Raw genomic sequence first — 21,252 nt, 5'->3', positions numbered from 1 at the left:
GCGTCAAAGGACGGCGCGCAGCGTCTCCGCGTAGGCCTGGCGGTCGTCTTCGGTGTTCACCTCGGTGGCCGCGACGACGATCAGGTCGTCGAGCCCCCTGCCCGGCTCCAGGCGCGACACCGGCAGGCCGCCGAGGATGCCGCGCTCGGCGAGGCGCTCGATCACGGCGGCGGCGTCGCCCGGGACCCGGATGGTGAACTCGTTGAAGAAGGCCGGGTTGAGCACCTCCACGCCCGGCACGGCGGCGAGGCGGTCTGCCAGCTTCACGGCGGCCTCGTGATTGAGGAGCGCGAGGCGCGACAGGCCGGCTTCGCCGAGGAGCGACATGTGGATCGTGAAGGCGAGGCAGCAGAGGCCGGAGTTGGTGCAGATGTTGGAGGTCGCCTTGTCGCGGCGGATGTGCTGTTCGCGGGTCGACAGGGTCAGGACAAAGCCGCGGCGGTTCTCCGCGTCCACCGTCTCGCCGCACAGCCGGCCGGGCATCTGGCGGACGTATTTCTGCCGCGTCGCCATCAGGCCGACATAGGGGCCGCCGAAGCCGAGGGCGTTGCCGATCGACTGGCCCTCGCCGACGACGATGTCGGCGCCGCGCGCGCCTGGCGGCTCCAGGAGGCCGAGGCTGACAACCTCGGTGAAGACGGCGACCACCAGGGCGCCGACCGCGTGGGCCTTCTCGGCGATGGGAGCGAGGTCGATCAGCTGGCCGTAGAAGGACGGGGTCTGGACGACGACGCAGGACGTGTCCTTGTCGATCGCGGCCAGGATGTCCTCGGTCCCGCGCGGGTCGGGGGCGAGCGCCGCGACGGTGTCGCCGGCCATGTCGGAGAGGGTCTCGACGACCGCCCGGTACTGCGGGTGCAGGCCGCCGGAGACGACGGCCTTCGACCGGCGGGTGAGCCGGTGGGCCATCAGGACGGCCTCGCCGGTGGCGGTCGAGCCGTCATACATGGAGGCGTTGGCGACCTCCATGCCGGTCAGGTTGGCGACCTGGGTCTGGAACTCGAAGAGATACTGCAGGGTGCCCTGGGTGATCTCGGGCTGGTAGGGCGTGTAGGAGGTCAGGAACTCCGAGCGCTGGATCAGGTGGTCGACGGTCGCCGGGACGTGGTGCTTGTAGGCGCCGGCGCCGACGAAGAAGGGGACCGACGAGGCCGGCACGGTGCGGGCGGCCATGCGGCCCATCAGGCGCTCGACCTCGAGCTCGCCCCTGGCCTTGGGCAGGTCGATCAGGTCGGAGAGGAGCTTGCCGGCGGGCACGTCGGCAAAGAGGGCGTCCACGTCGGGGACGCCGATGCGGGCGAGCATCTCGGCCCGGTCAGTCGGGGTCAGCGGCAGGTAGCGCATGGGCGGGCCTCTTCAGAGCGTGTCCAGGTAGGCCTTGTAGTCGGCCTCGGAGAGGAGGTGGCTCGTGTCGGTGCCCTGCGGGACATGCAGCTTAACGAACCAGCCCCGGCCTTCCGGATCCTCGTTGACGAGGCCCGGATTGTCGGTCAGCGCGGCATTGACCTCGAAGACGGTGCCGGAGATCGGGGCGTAGACCTCCGAGGCGGCCTTGACGGATTCCACCACCGCCGCCTCCTTGCCCTTCTCGATCGCCTTGCCGGTCTCGGGCAGGTCCACGAAGACGACGTCGCCGAGCTGGGCCTGGGCGTATTGCGAGATGCCGATCGTGGCGACGTTGCCGTCGATGCGGATCCATTCGTGGTCGCGGGAATAGAGGGTCATCGGGGCAACTCCGTCAAAGGGACCGGCGCTTGAAGCGGGTGAGGACGAACGGCAGGGCGGCGACGCGCGCCGGCAGCGGCTTGCCGCGCACGACGAGGTCGAGTTCGGTGCCCGGGGCGGCGAGCGCGGGCTCGACATAGCCCATGGCGACCGGGGCGTTCAGGGTCGGGGCGAAGCCGCCGGAGGTGACGACGCCGACCGGGCGGCCGTCGCGCGCACGGATCTCCGTGCCCTCGCGGGCCGGCGCGCGGCCCTCGGGCAGGATGCCGACGCGGACCCGGGCCGGGCCCTCCGCCATCTCGCGGCGGAACCGGTCGATGCCCGGGAAGCCGCCCTCGTCGCGCCGGCGCTTCTGGATCGACCAGACCAGGCCGGCCTCGACCGGACTCGTCGTCTCGTCGATCTCGTGACCGTAGAGGCAGAGGCCGGCCTCGAGGCGCAGGCTGTCGCGGGCGCCGAGGCCGATCGGATGCACGTCCGGATGGTCGAGGAGCCGGCGCGCGAGCGCCTCGGCGACGTCGGCGGCGACCGAGATCTCGAAGCCGTCCTCGCCCGTGTAGCCGGAGCGGCTGACGGTCGCGTCGATCCAGCCGTCGAGGCTCACGGTCCGCACGTCCATGAAGATCGTGCCGGCGAGGTCCGGCGCCATCGCCTCCAGGACCGCGCCGGCCTTCGGGCCCTGGAGGGCCAGGAGGGCGCGGTCCGGCTGGGGCGCGATTGTGACGCCCGCGGGCAGGCGCGCCGCGATCGTTGCGACGTCCACATGCTTGCGGGATGCATTCAGGACGAGCATGAGCCGGCCGCTCGCCGGGTCGGCGGGGCGGGCGATCATCAGGTCGTCGACGATCCCGCCGGCCTCGTTGAGGAGCTGGGTGTAGCGCTGGCGGCCGGGCGCTAGGCCGGCGACGTCGGCGGGCACCAGGGTCTCGAGCGCCGCGGCGGCGGTCGCCCAGTCCGGGGCTTCGACCACAGCCTGGCCCATGTGGGAGACGTCGAACAGGCCGGCGGCCTCGCGCGTCCACTTGTGCTCGGCCAGGATGCCGGCCGGGTACTGGACCGGCATGGCATAGCCCGCGAAGGGCACCATGCGGGCGCCGAGCGCGACGTGCAGGCCATAGAGGGGCGTGGCGAGGAGCTCGCCTTGCGGGTCTTCGGAACTGGGTTCGGTCATGCGAGGCTTCCGGCCGGATCGACGAGGCCGCGAGCGGCTCCCCGGAGATCCTCCGGCCGCCGTCCGCGCCCCCTCTGTCCGAGAACCTGAGAGATTTCCCGGGGCACCGCGGGCTCTCCAATCAGCCGCGCGCCGCCCGGTTACTCCTTCGGTGAGCCCCGGGCCGGTCGCCCGAGGCTGCTTTCCAGAGCGTCGCTCGCCCCCCGCGGTCCCTGGGACCTGAGAGTTTCCGGGGCGGTTTCTCCTTCGGTGCCGACGGATCGCACATGATCCGCCGAGCTCTCCCGCGGGGGCGTGGGCAGAAGCCGGTCTCCCCGGCGGCCGCCATCGAGTCGCAACGGGCTCGATGCGGCGCACCATAGGCCGGAACGGCAAGGTGCGTCAAATGGTCCTGAGACAGCCTGCCCGGTCGGGGTCGCGGGGGCTCGGGCGGACTACTTCGCCTTCGCCTTCTTGGGCGCCTTGTCGCCGATCTCGTCGAGGCCGACGTAGATGGTGACCTTGGCACTGTCGGCGGCGGGGACCACGACGTTCTCGTCGACCTGGGTCCACAGGGCGGAGAAGTCGGGGGCGCGGACGTCGACGGGGACGTTGGCGAGCTTGGAGTAGATCACCTGGTCGTCGCGGACGGCGGCGACGCGGACCGGGACCGTGACGGTGCCGGTGGCGCCCTTGGGGCCGGAGGCGACGCGGCCGGCGGAGCCGACGCGAACCACCATGTTGTCGCCGACCTGGTTGCACTCGCGGGCGACGCGCTGAATGCTCGCCTGGAAGCGCAGCGCGTTCGGGTCGCCGTGCTTGCCCGGCTCGAATATCAGCATGGACTCGGTGCCGTGCCGGATCTCCGCCGGCGGGCAAGTCGGGCGCGCCAGCAGGGCCTCGGTGTCGAGCTTGTCCTCGCCGGCGCCGCCGGTCATCAGGGTCGTTCCGATCCCGCCCGTCATGCTGCCGCAACCGGCGAGCGCGACGAGGCCGGCCAGGAGGAGGGCGGTCCGGATCGGGCGGTGGGCGAGCGGCATGGGTCCTCTCGGGGTCGGCAGACAGGTCGGGTTTCGCCCGGGGCCGGGCGGCGCCTTCTATAGCAACGGCCCGGCCGGTCCGTCACTGGGGTGCTGGTGAGGCGAATTCGAGGCGGAGCGCGGGCGTCGCGATCGCGGGACGGAAGCCGTGTCCCTCGGCGACCTTGACACCCGCCCGCCCCCTCCCTCTATTCCGTCCGACCGCCGCCCCGCCGCGCGAGCCCCGGAACCCCGATGACGTCCGACAAGCCGCCCCTGACGATCCTGCTCGCGGCCCCACGCGGTTTCTGCGCCGGGGTCGACCGGGCCATCCAGATCGTCGAGCTCGCGCTCGAGAAGTATGGCGCGCCGGTCTACGTGCGGCACGAGATCGTGCACAACCGCTTCGTGGTCGAGACCCTGAAGGCGAAGGGGGCCGTCTTCGTCGAGGAGCTCGACGAGATCCCGGAGACCGGCCAGCCGGTGATCTTCTCGGCCCACGGGGTGCCGAAGTCTGTGCCGGCAACGGCGCGCGACCGCGGGCTCTTCCACCTGGACGCCACCTGCCCGCTCGTCACCAAGGTGCACCGCGAGGCCGAGATCCATCACCGCAAGGGCTTCCATGTCGTGCTGATCGGGCATGCGGGCCACCCGGAGGTGGTCGGCACCATGGGGCAGCTCCCCGCGGGGGCCGTCACGCTGGTGGAGACGGCCGAGGACGTGGCCGCCCTGCCCTTCGCGGACGACGCGCCGCTCGCCTATACGACCCAGACGACGCTGTCGCTCGACGACACGCGCGTGATCGTGGAGGCGCTGCTGGCGCGCTTCCCGGCGATCCGGGGGCCGCACAAGGAGGACATCTGCTACGCCACCACGAACCGGCAGCTCGCCGTCAAGGCGCTGGCGCCGACGGTGGACGCGCTCATCGTCGTCGGCGCGCCGAACTCGTCGAACTCGCAGCGCCTGCGCGAGGTGGCGGAGCGGGCCGGCTGCCCGATCGCGGTGCTGATCCAGCGGGCGGCGGACATCGACTGGAGGGTCTTCTCGGGCCTGCGCCGGCTCGCCGTGACGGCGGGAGCCTCGGCGCCGGAGGTGCTGGTCGAGGAGGTGCTCGAGGCCTTCGCGGCGCGCTACGAGATCCGGGTCGAGACGGTGCGCACGGCGGACGAATCGGTCACGTTCAACCTGCCGCGCGACCTCCGCGACGTCGCGGCGGCGGGGCCGCGCGCCTCCTCCCTGTCGGCGGCCGAGTGACGCGATGGCGGTCTATACGGAAGTCACCGACGAGGACCTCGCGCGCTTCGTCGAGGCCTACGACATCGGCCGCGTGCTCTCCTACAAGGGCATCGCGGAGGGCGTCGAGAACTCCAATTTCCTGCTCCATACCGAGCGCGGCTCCTTCATCCTGACGCTCTACGAGAAGCGGGTCGACGCCCGCGACCTGCCCTTCTTCCTGGGGCTCATGGAGCACCTGGCGTCGCGCGGGATCACCTGCCCGCTGCCGGTCAAGACCCGGGACGGCGCCATGCTGGGCACGCTGTCCGGGCGGCCGGCGGCGATCGTGACGTTCCTGGAAGGCATGTGGGTCCGGCGGCCGAGCGCGCAGCATTGCGGGGCGGTCGGGGAGGCGCTGGCGCGCTTCCACCTGGCCGGCCGGAATTTCGCGATCCGGCGGCCGAACGCGCTCTCGGTCGGGTCCTGGCGGCCGCTCTTCGAGCGGTCCCGGGCGCGGGCCGACGACGTGACGCGCGGGCTCGCCGCGGAGGTCGAGCGGGAACTCGACCATCTGGAGACGGCCTGGCCCGCGGATCTGCCGGGCGGGGTCATCCACGCGGACCTCTTCCCCGACAATGTCTTCTTCCTCGGCGAGAAGCTGTCCGGCCTCATCGATTTCTACTTCGCCTGTAACGACGCCCTGGCGTACGACCTGGCGATCTGCCTGAACTCCTGGTGCTTCGAGGCCGACCTTTCGTTCAACCTCACGAAGGGCCGGGCGATGCTGATGGGCTACACGCGGGTGCGGCCGCTCGGGCCGGAGGAGTGTGCGGCGCTGCCGCTGCTCTGCCGGGGATCGGCGCTGCGCTTCCTGCTGACGCGGCTCTACGACTGGCTGAACGTCCCGCCGGGGGCGCTGGTGAGGCCCAAGGACCCGCTCGAATACCATCGCAAGCTGCGCTTCCACCGGACCATCTCGGATCCGTCCGGCTACGGCCTCGACCGATGAGCGAGGCGGCGGAGGACCGGGTCGAGATCTACACGGACGGCGCCTGCTCGGGCAATCCGGGGCCCGGTGGCTGGGGCGCGATCCTCCGCTTCCGGGGCGCCGAGAAGGAACTGAAGGGCGGCGAGGCCGACACGACCAACAACCGCATGGAGATGATGGCGGCGATCTCGGCGCTCGAGGCCCTGAAGCGGCCGTGCAAGGCGGATGTGTACACGGATTCCGCCTACCTGCGGGGCGGCATCACGGGCTGGATCCACGGCTGGAAGCGGAACGGCTGGAGGACCGCCGACAAGAAGCCGGTCAAGAACGCCGACCTCTGGCAGCGGCTCGACCTCGCGCTGAAGCCGCACGACATCGTCTGGCACTGGGTCAAGGGCCACGCGGGCCATCCGGAGAACGAGCGGGCCGACGAACTGGCGCGTGAGGGCATGCGGCCCTTCCTGAAGGGGCGCCGCGGCCCCGCGGCGGACCCGGGGACGTGACGACGGCGGCGGACCCGCGAGGCGCCGGGCCGGGTCGGGTCGCCGGCGGCGCGCGCGTCCTCGTGGTCGCCAATCCGACGGCGGGCGGCTATCGGGCGGAGCGGGTCGCGGCGCTCGTCTCGGCCTGCAGGTCGCTCGGCCTGCGGGCGGAGGCCCGCCTGACCACGGGCCCGGGCGACCTCGGCCGGATCGCCGCGGATCCCGAGCTCGCGGCGGATGTGCTGGTGGTCGCCGGCGGCGACGGCTCGGTCAACGAGGCGGCGGCCGGCCTGCTCCGTCGCGCCGGTCCCCGGCCCGCGCTCGCCGTGCTTCCATCGGGCACCGCCAATGTGCTCGCCGCCGAGCTCTCGCTGCCGCGCCGGCCGGCCGAGGTCGCGGCGGCGGTCGCGGGCGGGCGGACGCTGCCGCTTTGGCCCGGCCTCGCCAACGCGCGACCGTTCCTGCTGATGGCCTCGGCCGGCTTCGACGCCGAGGTGGTGCATGCGGTCGACCCCGCCGCCAAGCGGCGCTGGAAGAAGCTCGCCTTCGTGGCGACCGCCTTCGGGCGCGGGTTCCGGGGCGGGCGCCCGGACCTGCATGTGACGGCGGACGGGGAGAGGCTGACGGGACGGCTCGCGATCGTCACCAAGGCCGCCCGCTACGGCGGCCCGCACGTGCTCGTGCGGGCGGCGAACGTGACCCGGCCCGGGCTGCACCTGGTGCTCGTCCTGACGGACAGGCCGGTGGCGCTCATGCGGCTCGGCCTGGCGCTGCTGGCCGGCCGCGTCCGGCCCGGCCCGGCCGTGGAGATCCGGGCGGTCCGCCGCGTCACCCTAGAGGCGGACGGTCCGGTGCCGGTGCCGGTGCAGATCGACGGCGAAGCCTTCGGGACCACGCCGGTCACGATCGAGGAGGCGGCCGAATGCCTCCGCATCCTGGTGCCGCCCGGCCCGACGCCGTGACGACCGCGCCGGGGCGGGCGGGCCTCGTCGGGACTCCGCGGCCCGGAGCGCGGCGACCGGCTTAGGTCAGAGCTGCTCGAGGACGTGCGCCGCGCCGGAGATGCTGACGCCGGGCTTGTCCTCGACGTTGAGCGACGTGACCGTCCCGTCCTCGACGATCATGGCGTAGCGCTTGTTGCGCAGGCCCAGGCCGGGGCCGGTGAGGTCGATCTCGAGGCCGGTCGCCTTGGCGAAGGCGCCGGAGCCGTCCGCGAGGAAGTGGACCTTGTCCTTGCCGCCCGACGCCTTGGCCCAGGCGTCCATGACGAAGACGTCGTTGACCGCCACGACCGCCACCTCGTCGACGCCCTTGGCCTTGAGGACGTCCAGGTTGTCCAGGAATCCAGGCAGGTGGTTCATCGAGCAGGTCGGCGTGAAGGCGCCGGGGACGCCGACGAGCACGACCTTCTTCCCGCCGAAGATCTCGGCGGTGGTCTTCTCGGCCGGGCCGTCCGCCGTCATCACCTTGAACCTGGCCTCCGGAAGCTTCTGACCGACTTCGACCGTCATCACGTTCCCCCATCACCTGCGCGGCGAGGCTCGGCGCGCGCAACCCCTCGCACCGGCGCGGGCGTGCACCGGTCCAGCCCCACATAGCGCGGATCGGGCCGGCGTCGAGCATGCGGCCATGGCAGGGAGCCCTGCGTCAGCGCAGGGTCCAGCGCCGTTCGACGGCGCGCCGGCCGTCCGAGAGGGTCAGCCGCAGCTCGGCGCCGGCCGGGCGCGCATCCTTGGGCAGGCCCTCGAGCGGCACGCGCCAGAGGCTCCGGCCGGCCTCGGCCCCGGTGCGGACGGCCAGCGGCAGGGCCCAGCCCTCCGGGCCCTCGACGAAGAGATCCGGGCCGGCGGAGCCCGGATCCTCGACGGCGACCCGCAAGGCGCCGTCGGCGAGCGTCACATCGGCGATGCGGAACGGCGCCTCCGGGCCCTCCGGCTTCGGCAGGCGCGCCTTGGCGGCCGCGATGGCCGAGACGGCGCGCGGCTCCGGCGTGCGGCGGGGGTCGACGGACACCGAGAGGTCGCCGTCGGCGGGCACGCAGATCTCGCGGCAGACGCCGACGAGGATGCGCGCGGACAGGGTCGCGGGCCTGGAGGGGTCGGCGAGGGTCACGCGGAGCGGCAGGACGACCGGGCCGGTGTAGCCGACGCTCTCGCCGTTGCCGTCGCCGAAGCGGACGGGGGCCGGGAAGTCGACCGCCACGGCGGCGACGTTGACGGAGCCCGAGGTGTCGATCTGGGGCGGGATGCCGGAATCGCCGGGCGTGCGCCAGTAGGTCTTCCAGCCGGGCTCGAGGGCGATCTCCAGGCCGAGCTGGGCTTCCGCACCCATGACGAAGCCGGACAGGAGGCGCAGTTCCGCACCGGTCGCCTTGGCGCGGTCGGCCGCGCCGGCCGGGGCGATCCCGGCTGCCGCAAGGGCGAGGGCGAGGACGCAGCGTAAGCGAAATGCCAGGGTCATGGGCGCAAGATCCACCAGACGGGGCCTTTTCTGTCGCGAGTCGGCTTCTCATATCATCGTGAGGCGGAGGCGCGCGCGGATCCGCGCAGCATTGCCGCGATGAATCGGTAACGATATGGTCAATGGTGGGGCGTATGGAGAGTAAGCGGCCCGCTCGGGTCATCGGGGCACGTCGAGCCCGGAACCGCCGTCTCGCCAGAGAGGACTACGCCATGGGCTCCGCCTCCCGGAGCGAATACCTCGACGGACAGATCCTGATCGCCATGCCCGGCATGGAGGACCAGCGCTTCGCCCGATCCCTCGTCTACATGTGCGCGCACTCGTCCGAAGGCGCGATGGGCATCATCCTCAACCAGCTGGCGCCTCAGGTCTCCTTCGAGGATCTGCTGGTCCAGCTCGACGTCATTCCCGGCAAGGACCCGATCCGACTGCCCTCCCTGGCGCGGCGCATGCGCGTCCACCACGGCGGGCCGGTCGAGACCGGCCGGGGCTTCGTGCTGCACTCGTCGGACTATTTCATCGAGAACGCGACGCTGCCGATCGACGACACCATCTCGCTGACGACGACGCTCGAGATCCTGAAGGCGATCGCGGACGGGCGCGGGCCCTCGGAGGCCCTGCTGGCGCTCGGCTATGCGGGCTGGCCGCCCGGACAGCTTGAGACGGAGATCCAGACCAACGCCTGGCTCCACTGCGAGGCCGACAACAGCCTCGTCTTCGACGCCGACGTAGAGACCAAGTACGACCGGGCCCTGCGCAAGATCGGCATCGACATCGGGATGCTGTCGCGGGAAGCCGGGCACGCGTGATTTGTGCGCGGGCAAGCGCCGCGCGGGACGGCTTGCGGGGCCTTGCGCGCGGCTCTACGGTGCGCCTCCTCTCGGCCCGCCCGGCGCGGGCGGCGGAACCGCGCAGGGGATCCTGACACCGTGAAGTACATCTCCACCCGGGGCGAGGCGCCCGTACTCGGCTTCTCCGACGTTCTCCTGGCGGGGCTGGCGCGCGACGGCGGGCTCTACGTTCCGGAGGAGTGGCCGGTGCTGACGCCGGCGACCATCTCGGGCTTCGCGGGCCTCCCCTACGCGGAGGTCGCCTTCCGGGTGATGCTCCCGTTCGTTGAGCCGGACATCGCGCCCGCCGAGCTGCGCCGCCTGATCGACGACGCCTACGCTGTGTTCCGGCACCCGGCCGTGACGCCGCTCGTCCAGATCGCGCCGAACCATTTCATCCTGGAGCTCTTCCACGGGCCGACGCTCGCCTTCAAGGACGTGGCGATGCAGCTCCTGGCGCGCGTGATGGACCACGTGCTGGAGAAGCGCGGCGAGCGGGCGACCATCGTGGGGGCCACCTCGGGCGATACGGGCGGCGCGGCCATCGAGGCCTTCCGGGGCCGCGACCGCACCGACATCTTCATCATGTTCCCGCAGGGCCGCGTCTCGCCGGTCCAGCAGCGGCAGATGACGACCATCCCGGACCCGAACGTGCACGCGCTGGCGGTCGAGGGCACCTTCGACGACGCGCAAGCGATCGTGAAGGGGATGTTCAACCACTTCTCGTTCCGCGACCGGGTCTCGCTGTCGGGCATCAACTCGATCAACTGGGCGCGCATCGTCGCGCAGGTCGTCTACTACTTCGTCGCCGGCTCCGCGCTCGGCGCGCCGCACCGGCCCGTCTCCTTCACGGTGCCGACCGGCAACTTCGGCGACATCTTCGCCGGCTACGTGGCCAAGCGGATGGGGCTGCCGATCTCCAAGCTGGTCATCGCCACCAACGTGAACGACATCCTGGACCGCGCCATGCGGACCGGCACCTACGAGCTGCGCGAGGTGGTCGCCTCGACGTCGCCGTCCATGGACATCCAGATCTCGTCCAACTTCGAGCGGCTGCTCTTCGATTCCTACGCGCGGGACGGGGCGGCGGTGCGTATCGCCATGCACGAGCTGGCGCAGCGCAAGGCCTTCACGATCCACCCGCCGGCACTCGCCTGGATCCGGTCGATGTTCGCCTCCGGCCGCGCCGACGAGGCGCTGACCGCGCAGGTGATCGGCGACACCTTCTCGAACCTCGGCTACCTGCTCGACCCGCATTCGGCGGTGGGCGTGGCGGTCGCCACCGACCACCTGGAGCGCGGCGTGCCGATGATCACGCTGGCGACCGCGCATCCCGCCAAGTTCCCGGACGCCGTCGCGGCCGCCGCGGGGGTGCACCCGCACCTGCCGGCCTGGCTCGCCGGCATGATGCAGCGGGAGGAGAAGTTCCGGGTGGTGCCCGCCGACCTGATGACGGTCGAGCGCATCGTCGAAGCCGAGACGCGGGCGATCAAAATCGGCTACTAAGGCGGCCGGGGACGGACGCGGGGGCCTCAGGGCCAGGGAGGATCGGGCGCGCATGGGGTTCGAGGTCACGAAGCTCGAGAACGGCCTGACGGTCGTGTCCGAGACCATGCCGCACCTGGAGTCGGCGGCGGTCGGCGTCTGGGTGGCGGCGGGGGCGCGCTCGGAGCGGCCCGAGCAGCACGGCATCTCGCATCTTCTCGAGCACATGGCCTTCAAGGGCACCCGGCGGCGCGACGCCCGGCAGATCGCCGAGGAGATCGAGGCGGTCGGCGGCGAGATCAACGCGGCGACGAGCGTGGAGAGCACCGCCTACTACGCGCGCATCCTGGGCGGCGACACGGCGCTGGCGGTCGACATCCTGTCCGACATCCTGACCGAGTCCGTCTTCGACGCCGGCGAGCTGAAGCGCGAGCAGCACGTCATTCTGCAGGAGATAGGCGCCGCCTACGACACGCCCGAGGACCACGTCTTCGACCAGCTCCAGCAGTCCGCCTTCCCGGGCCAGTCGATCGGACGGCCGATCCTGGGCACGCCCGAGACGGTGGCGGGCTTCACGCCGGATCACCTGCGCGGATACCTCGACACGCACTACCGGGGCGGCTCCATGGTGCTCGCCGCCGCGGGGGCGATCGACCACGCGGCCCTGGTCGGGCTCGCGCGGGAGCGGTTCGGGGTCCTCCCGGACGGTCCGTCGCCAGTCCAGGAGACGGCACGCTACGAGGGGAGCGACTGGCGGGAGGCGCGCGACCTGCAGGAGGTGCAGATCACCCTCGGCTTCGAGGGGCGTACCTACACCTCACCGGACCACTACGCCGCGCAGGTGCTCGCCTCCACGCTCGGCGGCGGCATGTCGTCGAGGCTGTTCCAGGAGGCGCGCGAAAAGCGCGGCCTCTGCTACTCCATCTCGGCTTTTCATTGGGGCTACGCCGACACCGGGCTGTTCGGCATCCATGCGGCGACCGGCGAGAACGACGTCGACGCGCTGATGCCGGTCATGCTCGGCGAGATCGAGCGGATCGCCGCGGACCTTGAGGCGCGCGAGGTGGAGCGCGCCAAGGCGCAGATGCGCGCCGGCCTGCTGATGAGCCTGGAAAGCCCGACCGCCCGGGCGAGCCAGCTCGCCCGGCAGATCCTCATCTACGGCCGGCCGCTGGAGACGCGGGAGATCACCCAGCGGATCGAGGCCGTGACGGTCGAACAGGTGCGGCGGCTCGCCGGCGAGATGTTCACCGGGTCGCGCCCGACCCTCGCCACGATCGGCCCGGCGGCGACCGAGATCGACCCGTCCGGCATCGCGCGGCGGCTCGGGGCGCGCGCGGCGGCGGCCTGAGGGCGGAGGCGGCGGGCATGGCCTTCCTGCGGCCGGCGGCCTTCGACCCGGGACCGGTCATCCGACTGGAGGGCCTCTACCTCCGCGCCCCGGCCATGAGCGACCATGCGGCCTGGGCGGCGCTCCGGGAGCAGAGCCGGGCCTTCCTCACCCCCTGGGAGCCGTCCTGGCCGGTCGACGACCTGGAGCGGGCGGCCTTTCGGCGGCGGATCAAGCGCTACCAGCAGGAGATCCGCGCCGACCACGGCTATCCCTTCTTCCTCTTCCGCTCCGCCGACCACGCGCTCCTCGGCGGGCTCACGCTCTCCTACGTGCGGCGCGGGGTGACGCAGTCCTGCGCGCTCGGCTACTGGATGGGCGCGGCGCATGCGGGCAAGGGCTACATGACGTCGGCGGTCCGGGCGGCGCTGCCCTTCGCGTTCACGACGCTCAGGCTGCACCGGGTCGAGGCGGCATGCCTGCCGAGCAACGCGGCCTCCATCCGTCTCCTCGAAAAGGTCGGATTCACACGCGAGGGATACGCCCGCCGGTACCTGTGCATCAACGGGTTCTGGCAGGACCACCTGCTCTACGCCGTGGTCGACGAAGATTGGCACGCCCGCCCGCGCTGAGGCTCCCCCTTGGGGGTCCGGCGGCGATCGGGTGTGCGCCGACTTGTGGTCGATCCGGAGAGCCGGTAACTCTGCTCACGAGCCCGTGACCGAGCGGCGGCTCTCGCGATTCGCGGAGCGTCCGGACGGCGGGCGCAGTTCCTGGAGTTCGAGTGACGGGGATCGATGCGCGCGGGGGGTTAACGAGGCGACCGGCGGCCCGCGGGGCCGGGCCGGGCCGACTTTTCGCGCTGCTTTCCGGATTGCTGGCGGCACTCGTGCTGGCACTCGCGATGACGCCGTTCCTCGCCGGGGCGGCGGCGGCGGTCGAGCCGATCGACGTCGGCCAGAACAAGCCCGTGCTCGACATCACGGGGCTCGTCGAATACCACATCGACGCCGGCGAGCGGCTGCAGGTCTCCACGGCGCCGGGGCCGGACGGCATCGTCCGGCGCATCGAGGTGCGCTCCTCGCGGCCGGGCGCGGCGGAGACCGACTGGCTGGTCTTCGCGCTCCGCAACAATTCCGACGACCAGATCGACCGTCTGCTGGTGGCGCCGTTCTTCCGGCTCGCGGGCTCGCAGCTGATGTCGCCGGACCTCGGCTCGGCCCGCATCACCGCCATCAACACGAGCCAGGGTTTCGCGCCGGAGCGGCAGCCGAGCACGGAGGCGGACGTCTTCCTGATCACGCTCGACCCGCGGGCGGTGGTCACCTTCATCGTCGAGCTGAAGACGCCGAACCTGCCGCGGCTGCTCCTCTGGGAGCCGGACGCCTACAAGGACAACGTCAACGCCTTCACGCTCTACCGGGGCATCATCCTCGGCATCTCGGGGCTCCTGGCGCTGTTCCTGACCATCCTGTTCGTGGTGCGCGGGACCATCATGTTCCCGGCGACGGCGGGGCTGGCGTGGGCGGTGCTGGCCTATCTGTGCATCGACTTCGGCTTCTGGAACAAGGTGTTCCGGGTGCCGCCGGGGACCGACCAGATCTACCGGGCGGGCGCCGAGGTGGGCATCGCGACCGCGCTGGTGCTGTTCCTCTACGGCTACCTGAACCTCAACCGCTGGCACGTCAGCTACAGCCACGTGGCGGTCGCCACCATCGTGATCCTGCTCGGGCTGATGGGGGTCGCGGTCATAGATCCCGTCATGGCGGCCTCGATCGCACGGGTGTCGCTCGCCGTGGTGGCGGTGGTCGGGGCCGGGCTCATCGCCTACATGGCGGCGCACGGCTTCGACCGCGCCTTCATGCTGATCCCGACCTGGATCCTGCTGATCTTCTGGCTGATCGCGGCGGGGCTGACGGTCTCGGGCAGCCTCGTCAACGACATCGTGCAGCCGGCGCTGGCGGGCGGGCTGGTGCTCATCGTCATGCTGATCGGCTTCACGGTGATCCAGCACGCCTTCACGGGGCAGGCCGTGAACCCGGGCATGATCAACGACGTGGAGCGGCGGGCGCTGGCGCTGGTCGGCTCGGGCGACATGATCTGGGACTGGGACGTGGCGCGCGACCAGATCTGGGTGAGCCCGGAGGCGGAGGACGTGCTCGGGGTGGAGCCGGGGACGCTCGAGGGGGCGGCCCGCTCCTGGCTCGACATCCTGCACCCGCAGGACCGGGACCGCTTCCGCGCCATGCTGGACGCGGTGGTCGAGCAACGGCGCGGGCGCATCTCGCTCGGCTTCCGGCTTCGCTGCGAGGACGGCCATTTCCGCTGGTTCCAGCTGCGCGCGCGGCCAGTGCTCGGGGTCGACGGCGAGGTGGTGCGCTGCGTCGGCACGCTGCTCGACGTGACGGACTCCAAGACCACCGAGGAGCGGCTCCTGCACGACGCCGTGCACGACAACCTGACGGGCCTGCCGAACCGGGAGCTGTTCCTCGACCGCGTCTTCGCGGCGCTGGCGCGCAGCCGCGCGGACGGCACGGGGCGGCCGTCGATCATCGTGGTCGATATCGACCGCTTCAAGCAGGTCAACGACAACCTCGGCCTGTCGGTCGGCGATTCCATGCTGCTCACCGTGGCGCGGCGGCTGTCCCGCCAGCTGAAGCCGCAGGACAGCCTGGCGCGCGTTTCGGGCGACCAGTTCGGCATCATCCTCATCTCCGAGCAGGACCCGGACCGGGTCGCGGCCTTCGCGGACTCGATCCGCCGGGCGATCCGGGCGCCGATCACCTTCGGGGAGCGCGAGGTGTTCCTGACCGCCTCGATCGGCATCGCGGTCTTCGACGGGCAGACCCGCAAGGAGGACGAGCTGATCAAGGACGCCGAGATCGCCATGCACCACGCCAAGCGGCTCGGCGGCGACCGGATCGAGGCGTTCCGGGCGTCGCTGCGCAACCACGGCGGCGACACGCTGGCGCTCGAGGCGGACCTGCGGCGGGCGCTCGAGAAGGAGGAGATCCGCATCCTCTACCAGCCGATCATCGACCTCGCGGAGGGCCGCATCGCCGGCTTCGAGGCGCTGATGCGCTGGGACCATCCGAAGCGCGGGCGCGTGCCGCCGCAGGAGTTCATCGCGGTGGCGGAGCGCACGGGGCTGATCATCCCGCTCGGCCTGTTCGTCCTGGAGAAGACCGCCCGGCAGCTGTCGCAGTGGCAGGAGGACCACGAGATGGATCCGCCGCTCTTCGCCAGCGTCAACGTCTCGTCGCGCCAGCTCATCCGGCACGACCTCATCAACGACGTGAAGTCCGTGCTCTCGCGCGTCGACGTGGCGCGCGGTTCGCTCAAGATCGAGGTGACCGAGAGCCTCGTGATGGAGAACCCGGAATACACCGCCAAGGTCTTGGTGCGCATCAAGGAGCTCGGCGCCAGCCTCGCCCTCGACGACTTCGGCACCGGCTACTCCTCCCTCGCCTACCTGCAGCGCTTCCCCTTCGACACGATCAAGATCGACCAGCAATTCGTCCGCGGCGAAGGCCGCGACCGCCCGCTCCTCCTGCGGACCATCGTGGGCCTCGGCCACGACCTCGGCATGACGGTCGTCGCCGAGGGCGTCGAGACCCAGGACCAGGCCGACGAACTGGCGGCGCTCGGCTGCGAATACGCGCAAGGGTATCTGTACGGGCAGCCGGTCTCGGCCGAGGAGGCGCGGCGGCTGTTGGAGCGGCGGATGAAGGTGGCGGCGCAGTAGGTCGACGAAGGCCGCGTCTGCTCCGATCCTGGATTTTCAATCGAAGCGCCTGCTCGTATTCGCCTTCACAGCTGCCCGTAGATTTCGCCAAATCGCAAATCGTCTCGCGTGAATCCCGGAGGTCCAGGATGCGCGGAGAGACGAGGCCCGCGCGAGATGGCTTATCGACGGCGCAAATCGCACACGCGCACTGCGCTTACCGAAGGCCGCCGGGGCGAGGAGCCGGGGCGCCTCGGCCGTCAGGCGCCCGGCAACCGGCCCTTCATGGGCGGGGAGCGGCCGACCGGCGCACGATCTCGGCAATCTGCCAGAGCTGATCGGAGAGCGGACTCGTCTTTCGCCAGATCATGCCGATGGTCCGCGTCGGCGTCTGAGCCTCGAAGCGGGCGATGGAGACGGCGGCCGAGCGGGTCTCGACCAAGACGGCCATTTCGGGGATGAGGGTGACGCCGATGCCGGCGCCGACCATCTGAACGAGGGTGGAGAGGGAGCTGCCGTCCAGGAGCTCCCTCGGTCGGGCCGAGGTCATCCCGCAGAAGGACAGGGCCTGGTCGCGGAAACAGTGCCCCTCCTCCAGCAGCAGAAGCCGCATCCGGCGCAAGGTTTCGGGGCTCGGAACAGGCTTGCCTTCGTCCTCTCTCGGTCGGACGAGCACGAATTCCTCCGAGAAGAGCGCGACCTCCGTCAGGGACGGCTCGGAGACCGGGAGCGCGACGATGGCGGTGTCCAGCCGACCATCGGCCAGTTCCTGGATCAGCTTCGGCGTCACGGTCTCGCGCAGTCGGATGTCGAGGCCCACATACCTGGTCGTGATATCGCCCACGATCGTCGGCAGCAGATAGGGCGCGACGGTCGGAATGACGCCGATGCGCAGCCGACCGACCAGACGTGCCCGTGATGCGCGCGCCATGTCTTGCAACTCGTCGACGGCACGGAGGATATCGAGCACGCGGTGGAAGACCTCCTCGCCGAAGCCGGTCAGACGGACCTGGCGGGCACTCCGCTCGAACAGGGCGGTGCCGATCATCTCCTCCATGTCCTTGATCTGCATGGACAGCGCGGGCTGGGAGATCGCGCAGGCGTCCGCGGCGCGCCCGAAGTGCGCGTGTCGCGCGAGCGCCTCGAAATATCGCAACTGCTTGAGGGTCAGATTGATCATCAGATGAACTTATCCCAGCGATCAGAAAAACCAACTTAAACTAATGGAACAAATCCGCTAGAAAGGGAGCGGTCAAGGCATAGGCGTGGACACGGTCGGTTCCCGGCACCCCGAGGTGGGTCGCCCGGTGCCCGCGGCGTGGACGGAAAGCCCAAACCGGACGGTTGGCCGGACTTCATCGGAGATGCGGGCGCAGGGAACCGACGTCTTCGCGAGAACAACCCCCTTGGGCAGCTACTTCGGAGAGAGTCATGCACGGATCGAACCTCGGAAACGCCGGCAAGTGCCCGGTCATGCACGGTGCAACCAGCGTGAGCATGCGTTCGAACCGGGACTGGTGGCCCAATCAGCTGAACCTGAAGATGCTGCACCAGAACACCGCCCTGTCGAATCCGATGGACCCGGCGTTCAGCTACACGACGGCTTTCCAGTCCCTCGACCTCGCGGCGCTGAAGAAGGACCTCTACAGCCTGATGACGGACAGCCAGGACTGGTGGCCGGCCGACTACGGCCACTACGGGCCCTTCTTCATCCGCATGGCGTGGCACAGCGCGGGCACCTACCGGACCGGCGACGGCCGCGGCGGCGCAGGATCGGGCTCGCAGCGCTTCGCGCCGCTGAACAGCTGGCCGGACAACGGCAACCTGGACAAGGCGCGCCGGCTGCTCTGGCCGATCAAGCGGAAGTACGGCAACAGGATCTCATGGGCCGACCTGATGATTCTCGCCGGCAATTGCGCCATCGAGTCGATGGGCGGCAAGACCTTCGGGTTCGGCGGCGGGCGCGAGGACATCTGGGAGCCCGAGGAGGACATCTATTGGGGCGCTGAGACCGAGTGGCTCGGCGACGTCCGCTACTCCGGCGAGCGCGTGCTCGAAAATCCGCTCGCGGCCGTTCAGATGGGCCTCATCTACGTCAACCCGGAAGGCCCGAACGGCAGGCCCGACCCGCTCGCCTCCGCGCACGACATCCGCGAGACCTTCGCCCGGATGGCGATGAATGACGAGGAGACCGTGGCGCTCACGGCCGGCGGGCACACCTTCGGCAAGACGCACGGCGCGGGCGACGCGGCCCATGTCGGCCCCAATCCCGAGGCGGCCCCGCTCGCGGCGCAGGGCTTCGGCTGGCTCAGCACCTTCGGGAGCGGCAAGGGGGCGCACACGATCACGAGCGGCCTCGAAGGCTCCTGGACGCCCAATCCCACGAAGTGGGACAACGGCTATTTCGACGTCCTCTTCGGCTACGACTGGGAGCTGACCAAGAGCCCCGCGGGGGCCTGGCAGTGGACGCCGAAGGACCTGAAGCCCGAGGACATGGCGCCGGACGCCCACGATCCGACGAAGCGCGTGCCGATCATCATGTCGACGGCGGACATGGCGATGCGCATGGATCCGGCCTACGAGAAGATCTCACGCCACTACCACGCCAACCCCGACGTCTTCGCAGACGCCTTCGCGCGGGCCTGGTTCAAGCTGACGCATCGCGACATGGGGCCGAAGGTCCGGTATCTCGGCCCGGAGGTCCCGGCCGAAGACCTGATCTGGCAGGATCCAATCCCGTCCGTCGACCACCCGCTGATCGATGCGGACGACATCGCCGGCCTCAAGGCCAGCCTTCTCGCCTCGGGCCTCTCGATCGGCGAACTCGTCCAGACCGCCTGGGCCTCGGCCTCCACCTTCCGGGGGTCCGACAAGCGCGGCGGCGCCAACGGGGCGCGCATCCGCCTCGCGCCGCAAAAGGACTGGGAGGTCAATGAGCCGGCCCGACTCGCCAAGGTGCTCGCGACGCTCGAGTCGATCCGCGCCGATTTCAACGGGGTGCAGACCGGGGGCAAGAAGGTCTCTCTCGCCGACCTCATCGTCCTCGGCGGCTCGGTGGCGATCGAGAAGGCGGCGATGGCCGCCGGCCACGCCATCACGGTGCCTTTCGTGCCCGGCCGGGCCGACGCCACGGCGGATCAGACCGACGTCGAGTCGTTCAGCGTGCTGGAACCGGTCGCGGACGGTTTCCGGAACTACCTGAAGACCGAGTTCACGATCTCGGCCGAGGAACTGCTGATCGACAGGGCCCAGCTCCTGACGCTGACAGCGCCCGAGATGACGGCCCTGGTCGGCGGACTGCGCGTCATCGGCAACAACCACGGGGGCTCGCGCCACGGCGTCCTCACGGACCGGCCCGGACAGCTCACCACCGACTTCTTCGTCAATCTCCTCGACATGGGAACGGCCTGGCAGCCGGTCTCCGAGGCCGAGGACGTCTTCGAAGGCCGCGACCGCCGGACCGGCGCGGTGAAGTGGACGGGCACCCGCGTCGACCTCGTCTTCGGCTCGAACTCGCAGCTGCGCGCCCTCGCCGAGGTCTATGCCCAGGACGACTCGCAGGCGAAGTTCGTGCGCGACTTCGTCGCGGCCTGGACCAAGGTGATGAACGCGGACCGGTTCGACCTGGCCTGATCGGGGCAGGGTCAGACCCTATTCCGAGTTCGCCGTCGCGGCATCCGGCCGGCATCAGCCGGATGCCGCCCTCATCGCCGCCTCCGGCCCACCCTGGCGCCGGCGGGGCGGCGCCGTCCAGGGTCAGGGGGAAGGTCCGGGGCACGCCGCCGGCGGCAGCGATGCGCCTGGCGTCCCGGTTGAACCCGATGTTCCGAGCCCGTCCGTCGGCGGGCTCGAACCCGACGACCGAAGCATGCGGGTCCGTCCGGCAGGCATGCGATCGGTTCCTCGCCACCGAGCCGTCCCCAATAAGGGCCGCCCCCGGACCTGCCGCGCGCCACCGACCTGGCTACCCCCCCGTCCGCCGGAACACCGCCGCATAGTCGTGGCGTTCGCCGGCGAGGTAGCGGGCGTGACGGGCGCTGCCGGGGAGGGCGGCCCATTCGCGGGCCTGGCCGTGGAGCACCCGGGGCAGGCGGGCGATCAGGGACGCGAGGGCGTCGGCGTCGGCTTCCATCGCGGCGAGGGATCCAGGGGTGAGGTCGGTCACGCGGAGGAGCGTCAGGCCGGCCTTGGCACCCTCCTCCCGCAGGAGGCGGGTGTAGTTGGCCGGGCCGCGGCGGGTTCCGACCGAGAGGGAGAGGATGCCGCCGGGGGCTAGGACCCGGGCGGCCTCGGCCATGAAGGGCTGCATGCCGACGTTCGTCAGCGTGCCGATGCTGGCAACGAAGTCGAAGCCTGCCTCCGGCAGGGGCATCGCCTCGCCGCGGGCGCGCAGGAGGGTGACGCTGGGCACCGGGGCGAGCAGGCGGCGGGCGGCCCGGATGGCGCTCGCCGAGGCATCGACCCCGGTCATCGGCACGCCCGGCCAGAGCGCGGCCGCGTAGCGCAGGCCGCCCCCTGCGCCGCAGCCGATGTCGAGGAGGCGCGCCGGCGGCCCGGCGCGATGGTCCGCCGGATGCTCGACGAGCACGAAATGGACGAGGTTGACCTGCGAGGGGGTCGCGCCGAGGCCGGGCACAGGCAGGAGGTTCGGCGACAGCGGCCGGTAGCCTCCGTTGAAGAAGCCCGAGCGGGCGACCTCCGGGACCAGGTAGGCGGCTTCGTAGATCGCCCGGTTGAGCCACTTGCCGACCGCGGCAGGCACGACGCGGCGCAGGCGGTCGAGCGGCGTCAGGCGCGCGGTCGGCGTGGCTCGGGCTTCGTCGGTCGTCATCGCGGGAAGCCCG

General features: G+C 71.0%; 18 protein-coding genes and 1 riboswitch. Of the genes, 10 read left to right on the top strand and 8 right to left on the bottom strand.

All coding sequences use genetic code 11. The features are described from left to right. Nucleotides 1-3: 3 nt before the first annotated feature. The 4 genes from gcvPA to WBG79_RS05780 form a co-directional block, all read right to left on the bottom strand. Nucleotides 4-1,344, bottom strand: coding sequence for an aminomethyl-transferring glycine dehydrogenase subunit GcvPA (gene gcvPA, locus WBG79_RS05795; RefSeq protein ID WP_337356157.1), 1,341 nt, complete (start codon nt 1,342-1,344; stop codon nt 4-6). Between the two features lie 12 nt (nt 1,345-1,356). After that, on the bottom strand, nt 1,357-1,725 hold the full coding sequence (gene gcvH / locus WBG79_RS05790; RefSeq protein ID WP_337356156.1) for a glycine cleavage system protein GcvH: 369 nt from the start codon (nt 1,723-1,725) through the stop codon (nt 1,357-1,359). Between the two features lie 13 nt (nt 1,726-1,738). After that, nucleotides 1,739-2,896, bottom strand: a complete 1,158-nt coding sequence (gcvT, locus tag WBG79_RS05785) for a glycine cleavage system aminomethyltransferase GcvT (RefSeq protein ID WP_337356155.1) — start codon at nt 2,894-2,896, stop codon at nt 1,739-1,741. A gap of 196 nt (nt 2,897-3,092) precedes the next feature. Then, nucleotides 3,093-3,193: riboswitch (glycine riboswitch) on the bottom strand. A gap of 137 nt (nt 3,194-3,330) precedes the next feature. Continuing rightward, complete coding sequence (locus tag WBG79_RS05780; protein ID WP_337356154.1) at nt 3,331-3,915, bottom strand: hypothetical protein; 585 nt, start codon at nt 3,913-3,915, stop codon at nt 3,331-3,333. Nucleotides 3,916-4,149: 234 nt separating this feature from the next. Between WBG79_RS05780 and ispH the strand changes: the two genes are divergently transcribed. Genes ispH through WBG79_RS05760 form a run of 4 tightly spaced genes read left to right on the top strand, consistent with a single transcriptional unit; the run spans nt 4,150 to nt 7,541 of the window. Next, the gene (ispH, locus tag WBG79_RS05775; RefSeq protein ID WP_337356153.1) at nt 4,150-5,148 is read left to right on the top strand and encodes a 4-hydroxy-3-methylbut-2-enyl diphosphate reductase; all 999 of its coding nucleotides are present in this window, start codon (nt 4,150-4,152) and stop codon (nt 5,146-5,148) included. Nucleotides 5,149-5,152: 4 nt separating this feature from the next. Next, nucleotides 5,153-6,118: a homoserine kinase gene (locus WBG79_RS05770; protein ID WP_337356152.1), complete on the top strand. Its 966-nt coding sequence runs from the start codon at nt 5,153-5,155 to the stop codon at nt 6,116-6,118. Beyond that, entirely contained in the window at nt 6,115-6,600 is a 486-nt protein-coding gene (rnhA, locus tag WBG79_RS05765; protein ID WP_337356151.1) for a ribonuclease HI, read from the top strand. Before WBG79_RS05770 ends, rnhA begins: the two co-directional genes overlap by 4 nt. After that, nucleotides 6,597-7,541: a diacylglycerol/lipid kinase family protein gene (locus tag WBG79_RS05760; protein WP_337356150.1), complete on the top strand. Its 945-nt coding sequence runs from the start codon at nt 6,597-6,599 to the stop codon at nt 7,539-7,541. The genes rnhA and WBG79_RS05760 overlap by 4 nt, the downstream gene beginning before the upstream one ends. Before the next feature lie 66 nt (nt 7,542-7,607). On the opposite strand, the gene WBG79_RS05755 is transcribed toward WBG79_RS05760, so the two are convergent. Together WBG79_RS05755 and WBG79_RS05750 are read right to left on the bottom strand one after the other, a co-directional pair. Continuing rightward, a complete protein-coding gene (locus WBG79_RS05755; protein WP_337356149.1) occupies nt 7,608-8,090 on the bottom strand; it encodes a peroxiredoxin in 483 nt (160 codons plus the stop codon). 136 nt (nt 8,091-8,226) lie between these two features. Continuing rightward, nucleotides 8,227-9,039 carry a protein-disulfide reductase DsbD domain-containing protein gene (locus WBG79_RS05750; protein ID WP_337356148.1) on the bottom strand — a complete coding sequence of 271 codons (813 nt, stop codon included), beginning with the start codon at nt 9,037-9,039 and terminating at the stop codon, nt 8,227-8,229. A gap of 212 nt (nt 9,040-9,251) precedes the next feature. On the opposite strand from WBG79_RS05750, the gene WBG79_RS05745 reads away from it, so the two are divergent. The 5 genes from WBG79_RS05745 (at nt 9,252) to WBG79_RS05725 (ending at nt 16,429) form a co-directional block, all read left to right on the top strand. After that, on the top strand, nt 9,252-9,848 hold the full coding sequence (locus WBG79_RS05745; protein ID WP_337356147.1) for a YqgE/AlgH family protein: 597 nt from the start codon (nt 9,252-9,254) through the stop codon (nt 9,846-9,848). A 120-nt stretch (nt 9,849-9,968) separates the two neighbouring features. Continuing rightward, complete coding sequence (thrC, locus tag WBG79_RS05740) at nt 9,969-11,375, top strand: threonine synthase (RefSeq protein ID WP_337356146.1); 1,407 nt, start codon at nt 9,969-9,971, stop codon at nt 11,373-11,375. 52 nt (nt 11,376-11,427) lie between these two features. Further along, nucleotides 11,428-12,705 carry a M16 family metallopeptidase gene (locus tag WBG79_RS05735; protein WP_337356145.1) on the top strand — a complete coding sequence of 426 codons (1,278 nt, stop codon included), beginning with the start codon at nt 11,428-11,430 and terminating at the stop codon, nt 12,703-12,705. Between the two features lie 17 nt (nt 12,706-12,722). Beyond that, nucleotides 12,723-13,316, top strand: coding sequence for a GNAT family N-acetyltransferase (locus WBG79_RS05730; RefSeq protein ID WP_337356144.1), 594 nt, complete (start codon nt 12,723-12,725; stop codon nt 13,314-13,316). 272 nt (nt 13,317-13,588) lie between these two features. Continuing rightward, complete coding sequence (locus WBG79_RS05725) at nt 13,589-16,429, top strand: EAL domain-containing protein (RefSeq protein WP_337357893.1); 2,841 nt, start codon at nt 13,589-13,591, stop codon at nt 16,427-16,429. Nucleotides 16,430-16,691: 262 nt separating this feature from the next. On the opposite strand, the gene WBG79_RS05720 is transcribed toward WBG79_RS05725, so the two are convergent. Continuing rightward, nucleotides 16,692-17,588 (bottom strand): hydrogen peroxide-inducible genes activator, encoded by an 897-nt coding sequence (locus tag WBG79_RS05720; RefSeq protein ID WP_337356143.1) that lies wholly within the window; start codon nt 17,586-17,588, stop codon nt 16,692-16,694. Nucleotides 17,589-17,839: 251 nt separating this feature from the next. Here WBG79_RS05720 and katG point away from each other — a divergent pair, with 251 nt between their 5' ends. Further along, a complete protein-coding gene (gene katG, locus WBG79_RS05715; RefSeq protein ID WP_337356142.1) occupies nt 17,840-20,041 on the top strand; it encodes a catalase/peroxidase HPI in 2,202 nt (733 codons plus the stop codon). Nucleotides 20,042-20,372: 331 nt separating this feature from the next. Here the strand turns inward: katG and WBG79_RS05710 are convergent, their stop codons facing one another. After that, complete coding sequence (locus WBG79_RS05710; RefSeq protein ID WP_337356141.1) at nt 20,373-21,239, bottom strand: class I SAM-dependent methyltransferase; 867 nt, start codon at nt 21,237-21,239, stop codon at nt 20,373-20,375. Nucleotides 21,240-21,252 lie beyond the last annotated feature (13 nt).

This window comes from Prosthecomicrobium sp. N25, from assembly GCF_037203705.1.
Lineage (GTDB): Bacteria > Pseudomonadota > Alphaproteobacteria > Rhizobiales > Ancalomicrobiaceae > Prosthecodimorpha.
This window is presented reverse-complemented; position numbering and strand designations above follow the sequence as displayed.

What these genes read in the sequence shown, in the direction of transcription:
- WBG79_RS05770 (WP_337356152.1), top strand. Translation starts at nt 5,153, where the DNA reads ATGGCGGTCTATACGGAAGTCACCGACGAGGACCTCGCGCGCTTCGTC.
- WBG79_RS05750 (WP_337356148.1), bottom strand. Translation starts at nt 9,039, where the DNA reads ATGACCCTGGCATTTCGCTTACGCTGCGTCCTCGCCCTCGCCCTTGCG.
- gcvH (WP_337356156.1), bottom strand. Translation starts at nt 1,725, where the DNA reads ATGACCCTCTATTCCCGCGACCACGAATGGATCCGCATCGACGGCAAC.
- WBG79_RS05710 (WP_337356141.1), bottom strand. Translation starts at nt 21,239, where the DNA reads ATGACGACCGACGAAGCCCGAGCCACGCCGACCGCGCGCCTGACGCCG.
- ispH (WP_337356153.1), top strand. Translation starts at nt 4,150, where the DNA reads ATGACGTCCGACAAGCCGCCCCTGACGATCCTGCTCGCGGCCCCACGC.
- gcvT (WP_337356155.1), bottom strand. Translation starts at nt 2,896, where the DNA reads ATGACCGAACCCAGTTCCGAAGACCCGCAAGGCGAGCTCCTCGCCACG.
- katG (WP_337356142.1), top strand. Translation starts at nt 17,840, where the DNA reads ATGCACGGATCGAACCTCGGAAACGCCGGCAAGTGCCCGGTCATGCAC.
- WBG79_RS05755 (WP_337356149.1), bottom strand. Translation starts at nt 8,090, where the DNA reads ATGACGGTCGAAGTCGGTCAGAAGCTTCCGGAGGCCAGGTTCAAGGTG.
- WBG79_RS05720 (WP_337356143.1), bottom strand. Translation starts at nt 17,588, where the DNA reads ATGATCAATCTGACCCTCAAGCAGTTGCGATATTTCGAGGCGCTCGCG.
- WBG79_RS05735 (WP_337356145.1), top strand. Translation starts at nt 11,428, where the DNA reads ATGGGGTTCGAGGTCACGAAGCTCGAGAACGGCCTGACGGTCGTGTCC.
- rnhA (WP_337356151.1), top strand. Translation starts at nt 6,115, where the DNA reads ATGAGCGAGGCGGCGGAGGACCGGGTCGAGATCTACACGGACGGCGCC.
- gcvPA (WP_337356157.1), bottom strand. Translation starts at nt 1,344, where the DNA reads ATGCGCTACCTGCCGCTGACCCCGACTGACCGGGCCGAGATGCTCGCC.
- WBG79_RS05725 (WP_337357893.1), top strand. Translation starts at nt 13,589, where the DNA reads ATGACGCCGTTCCTCGCCGGGGCGGCGGCGGCGGTCGAGCCGATCGAC.
- WBG79_RS05780 (WP_337356154.1), bottom strand. Translation starts at nt 3,915, where the DNA reads ATGCCGCTCGCCCACCGCCCGATCCGGACCGCCCTCCTCCTGGCCGGC.
- WBG79_RS05730 (WP_337356144.1), top strand. Translation starts at nt 12,723, where the DNA reads ATGGCCTTCCTGCGGCCGGCGGCCTTCGACCCGGGACCGGTCATCCGA.
- WBG79_RS05745 (WP_337356147.1), top strand. Translation starts at nt 9,252, where the DNA reads ATGGGCTCCGCCTCCCGGAGCGAATACCTCGACGGACAGATCCTGATC.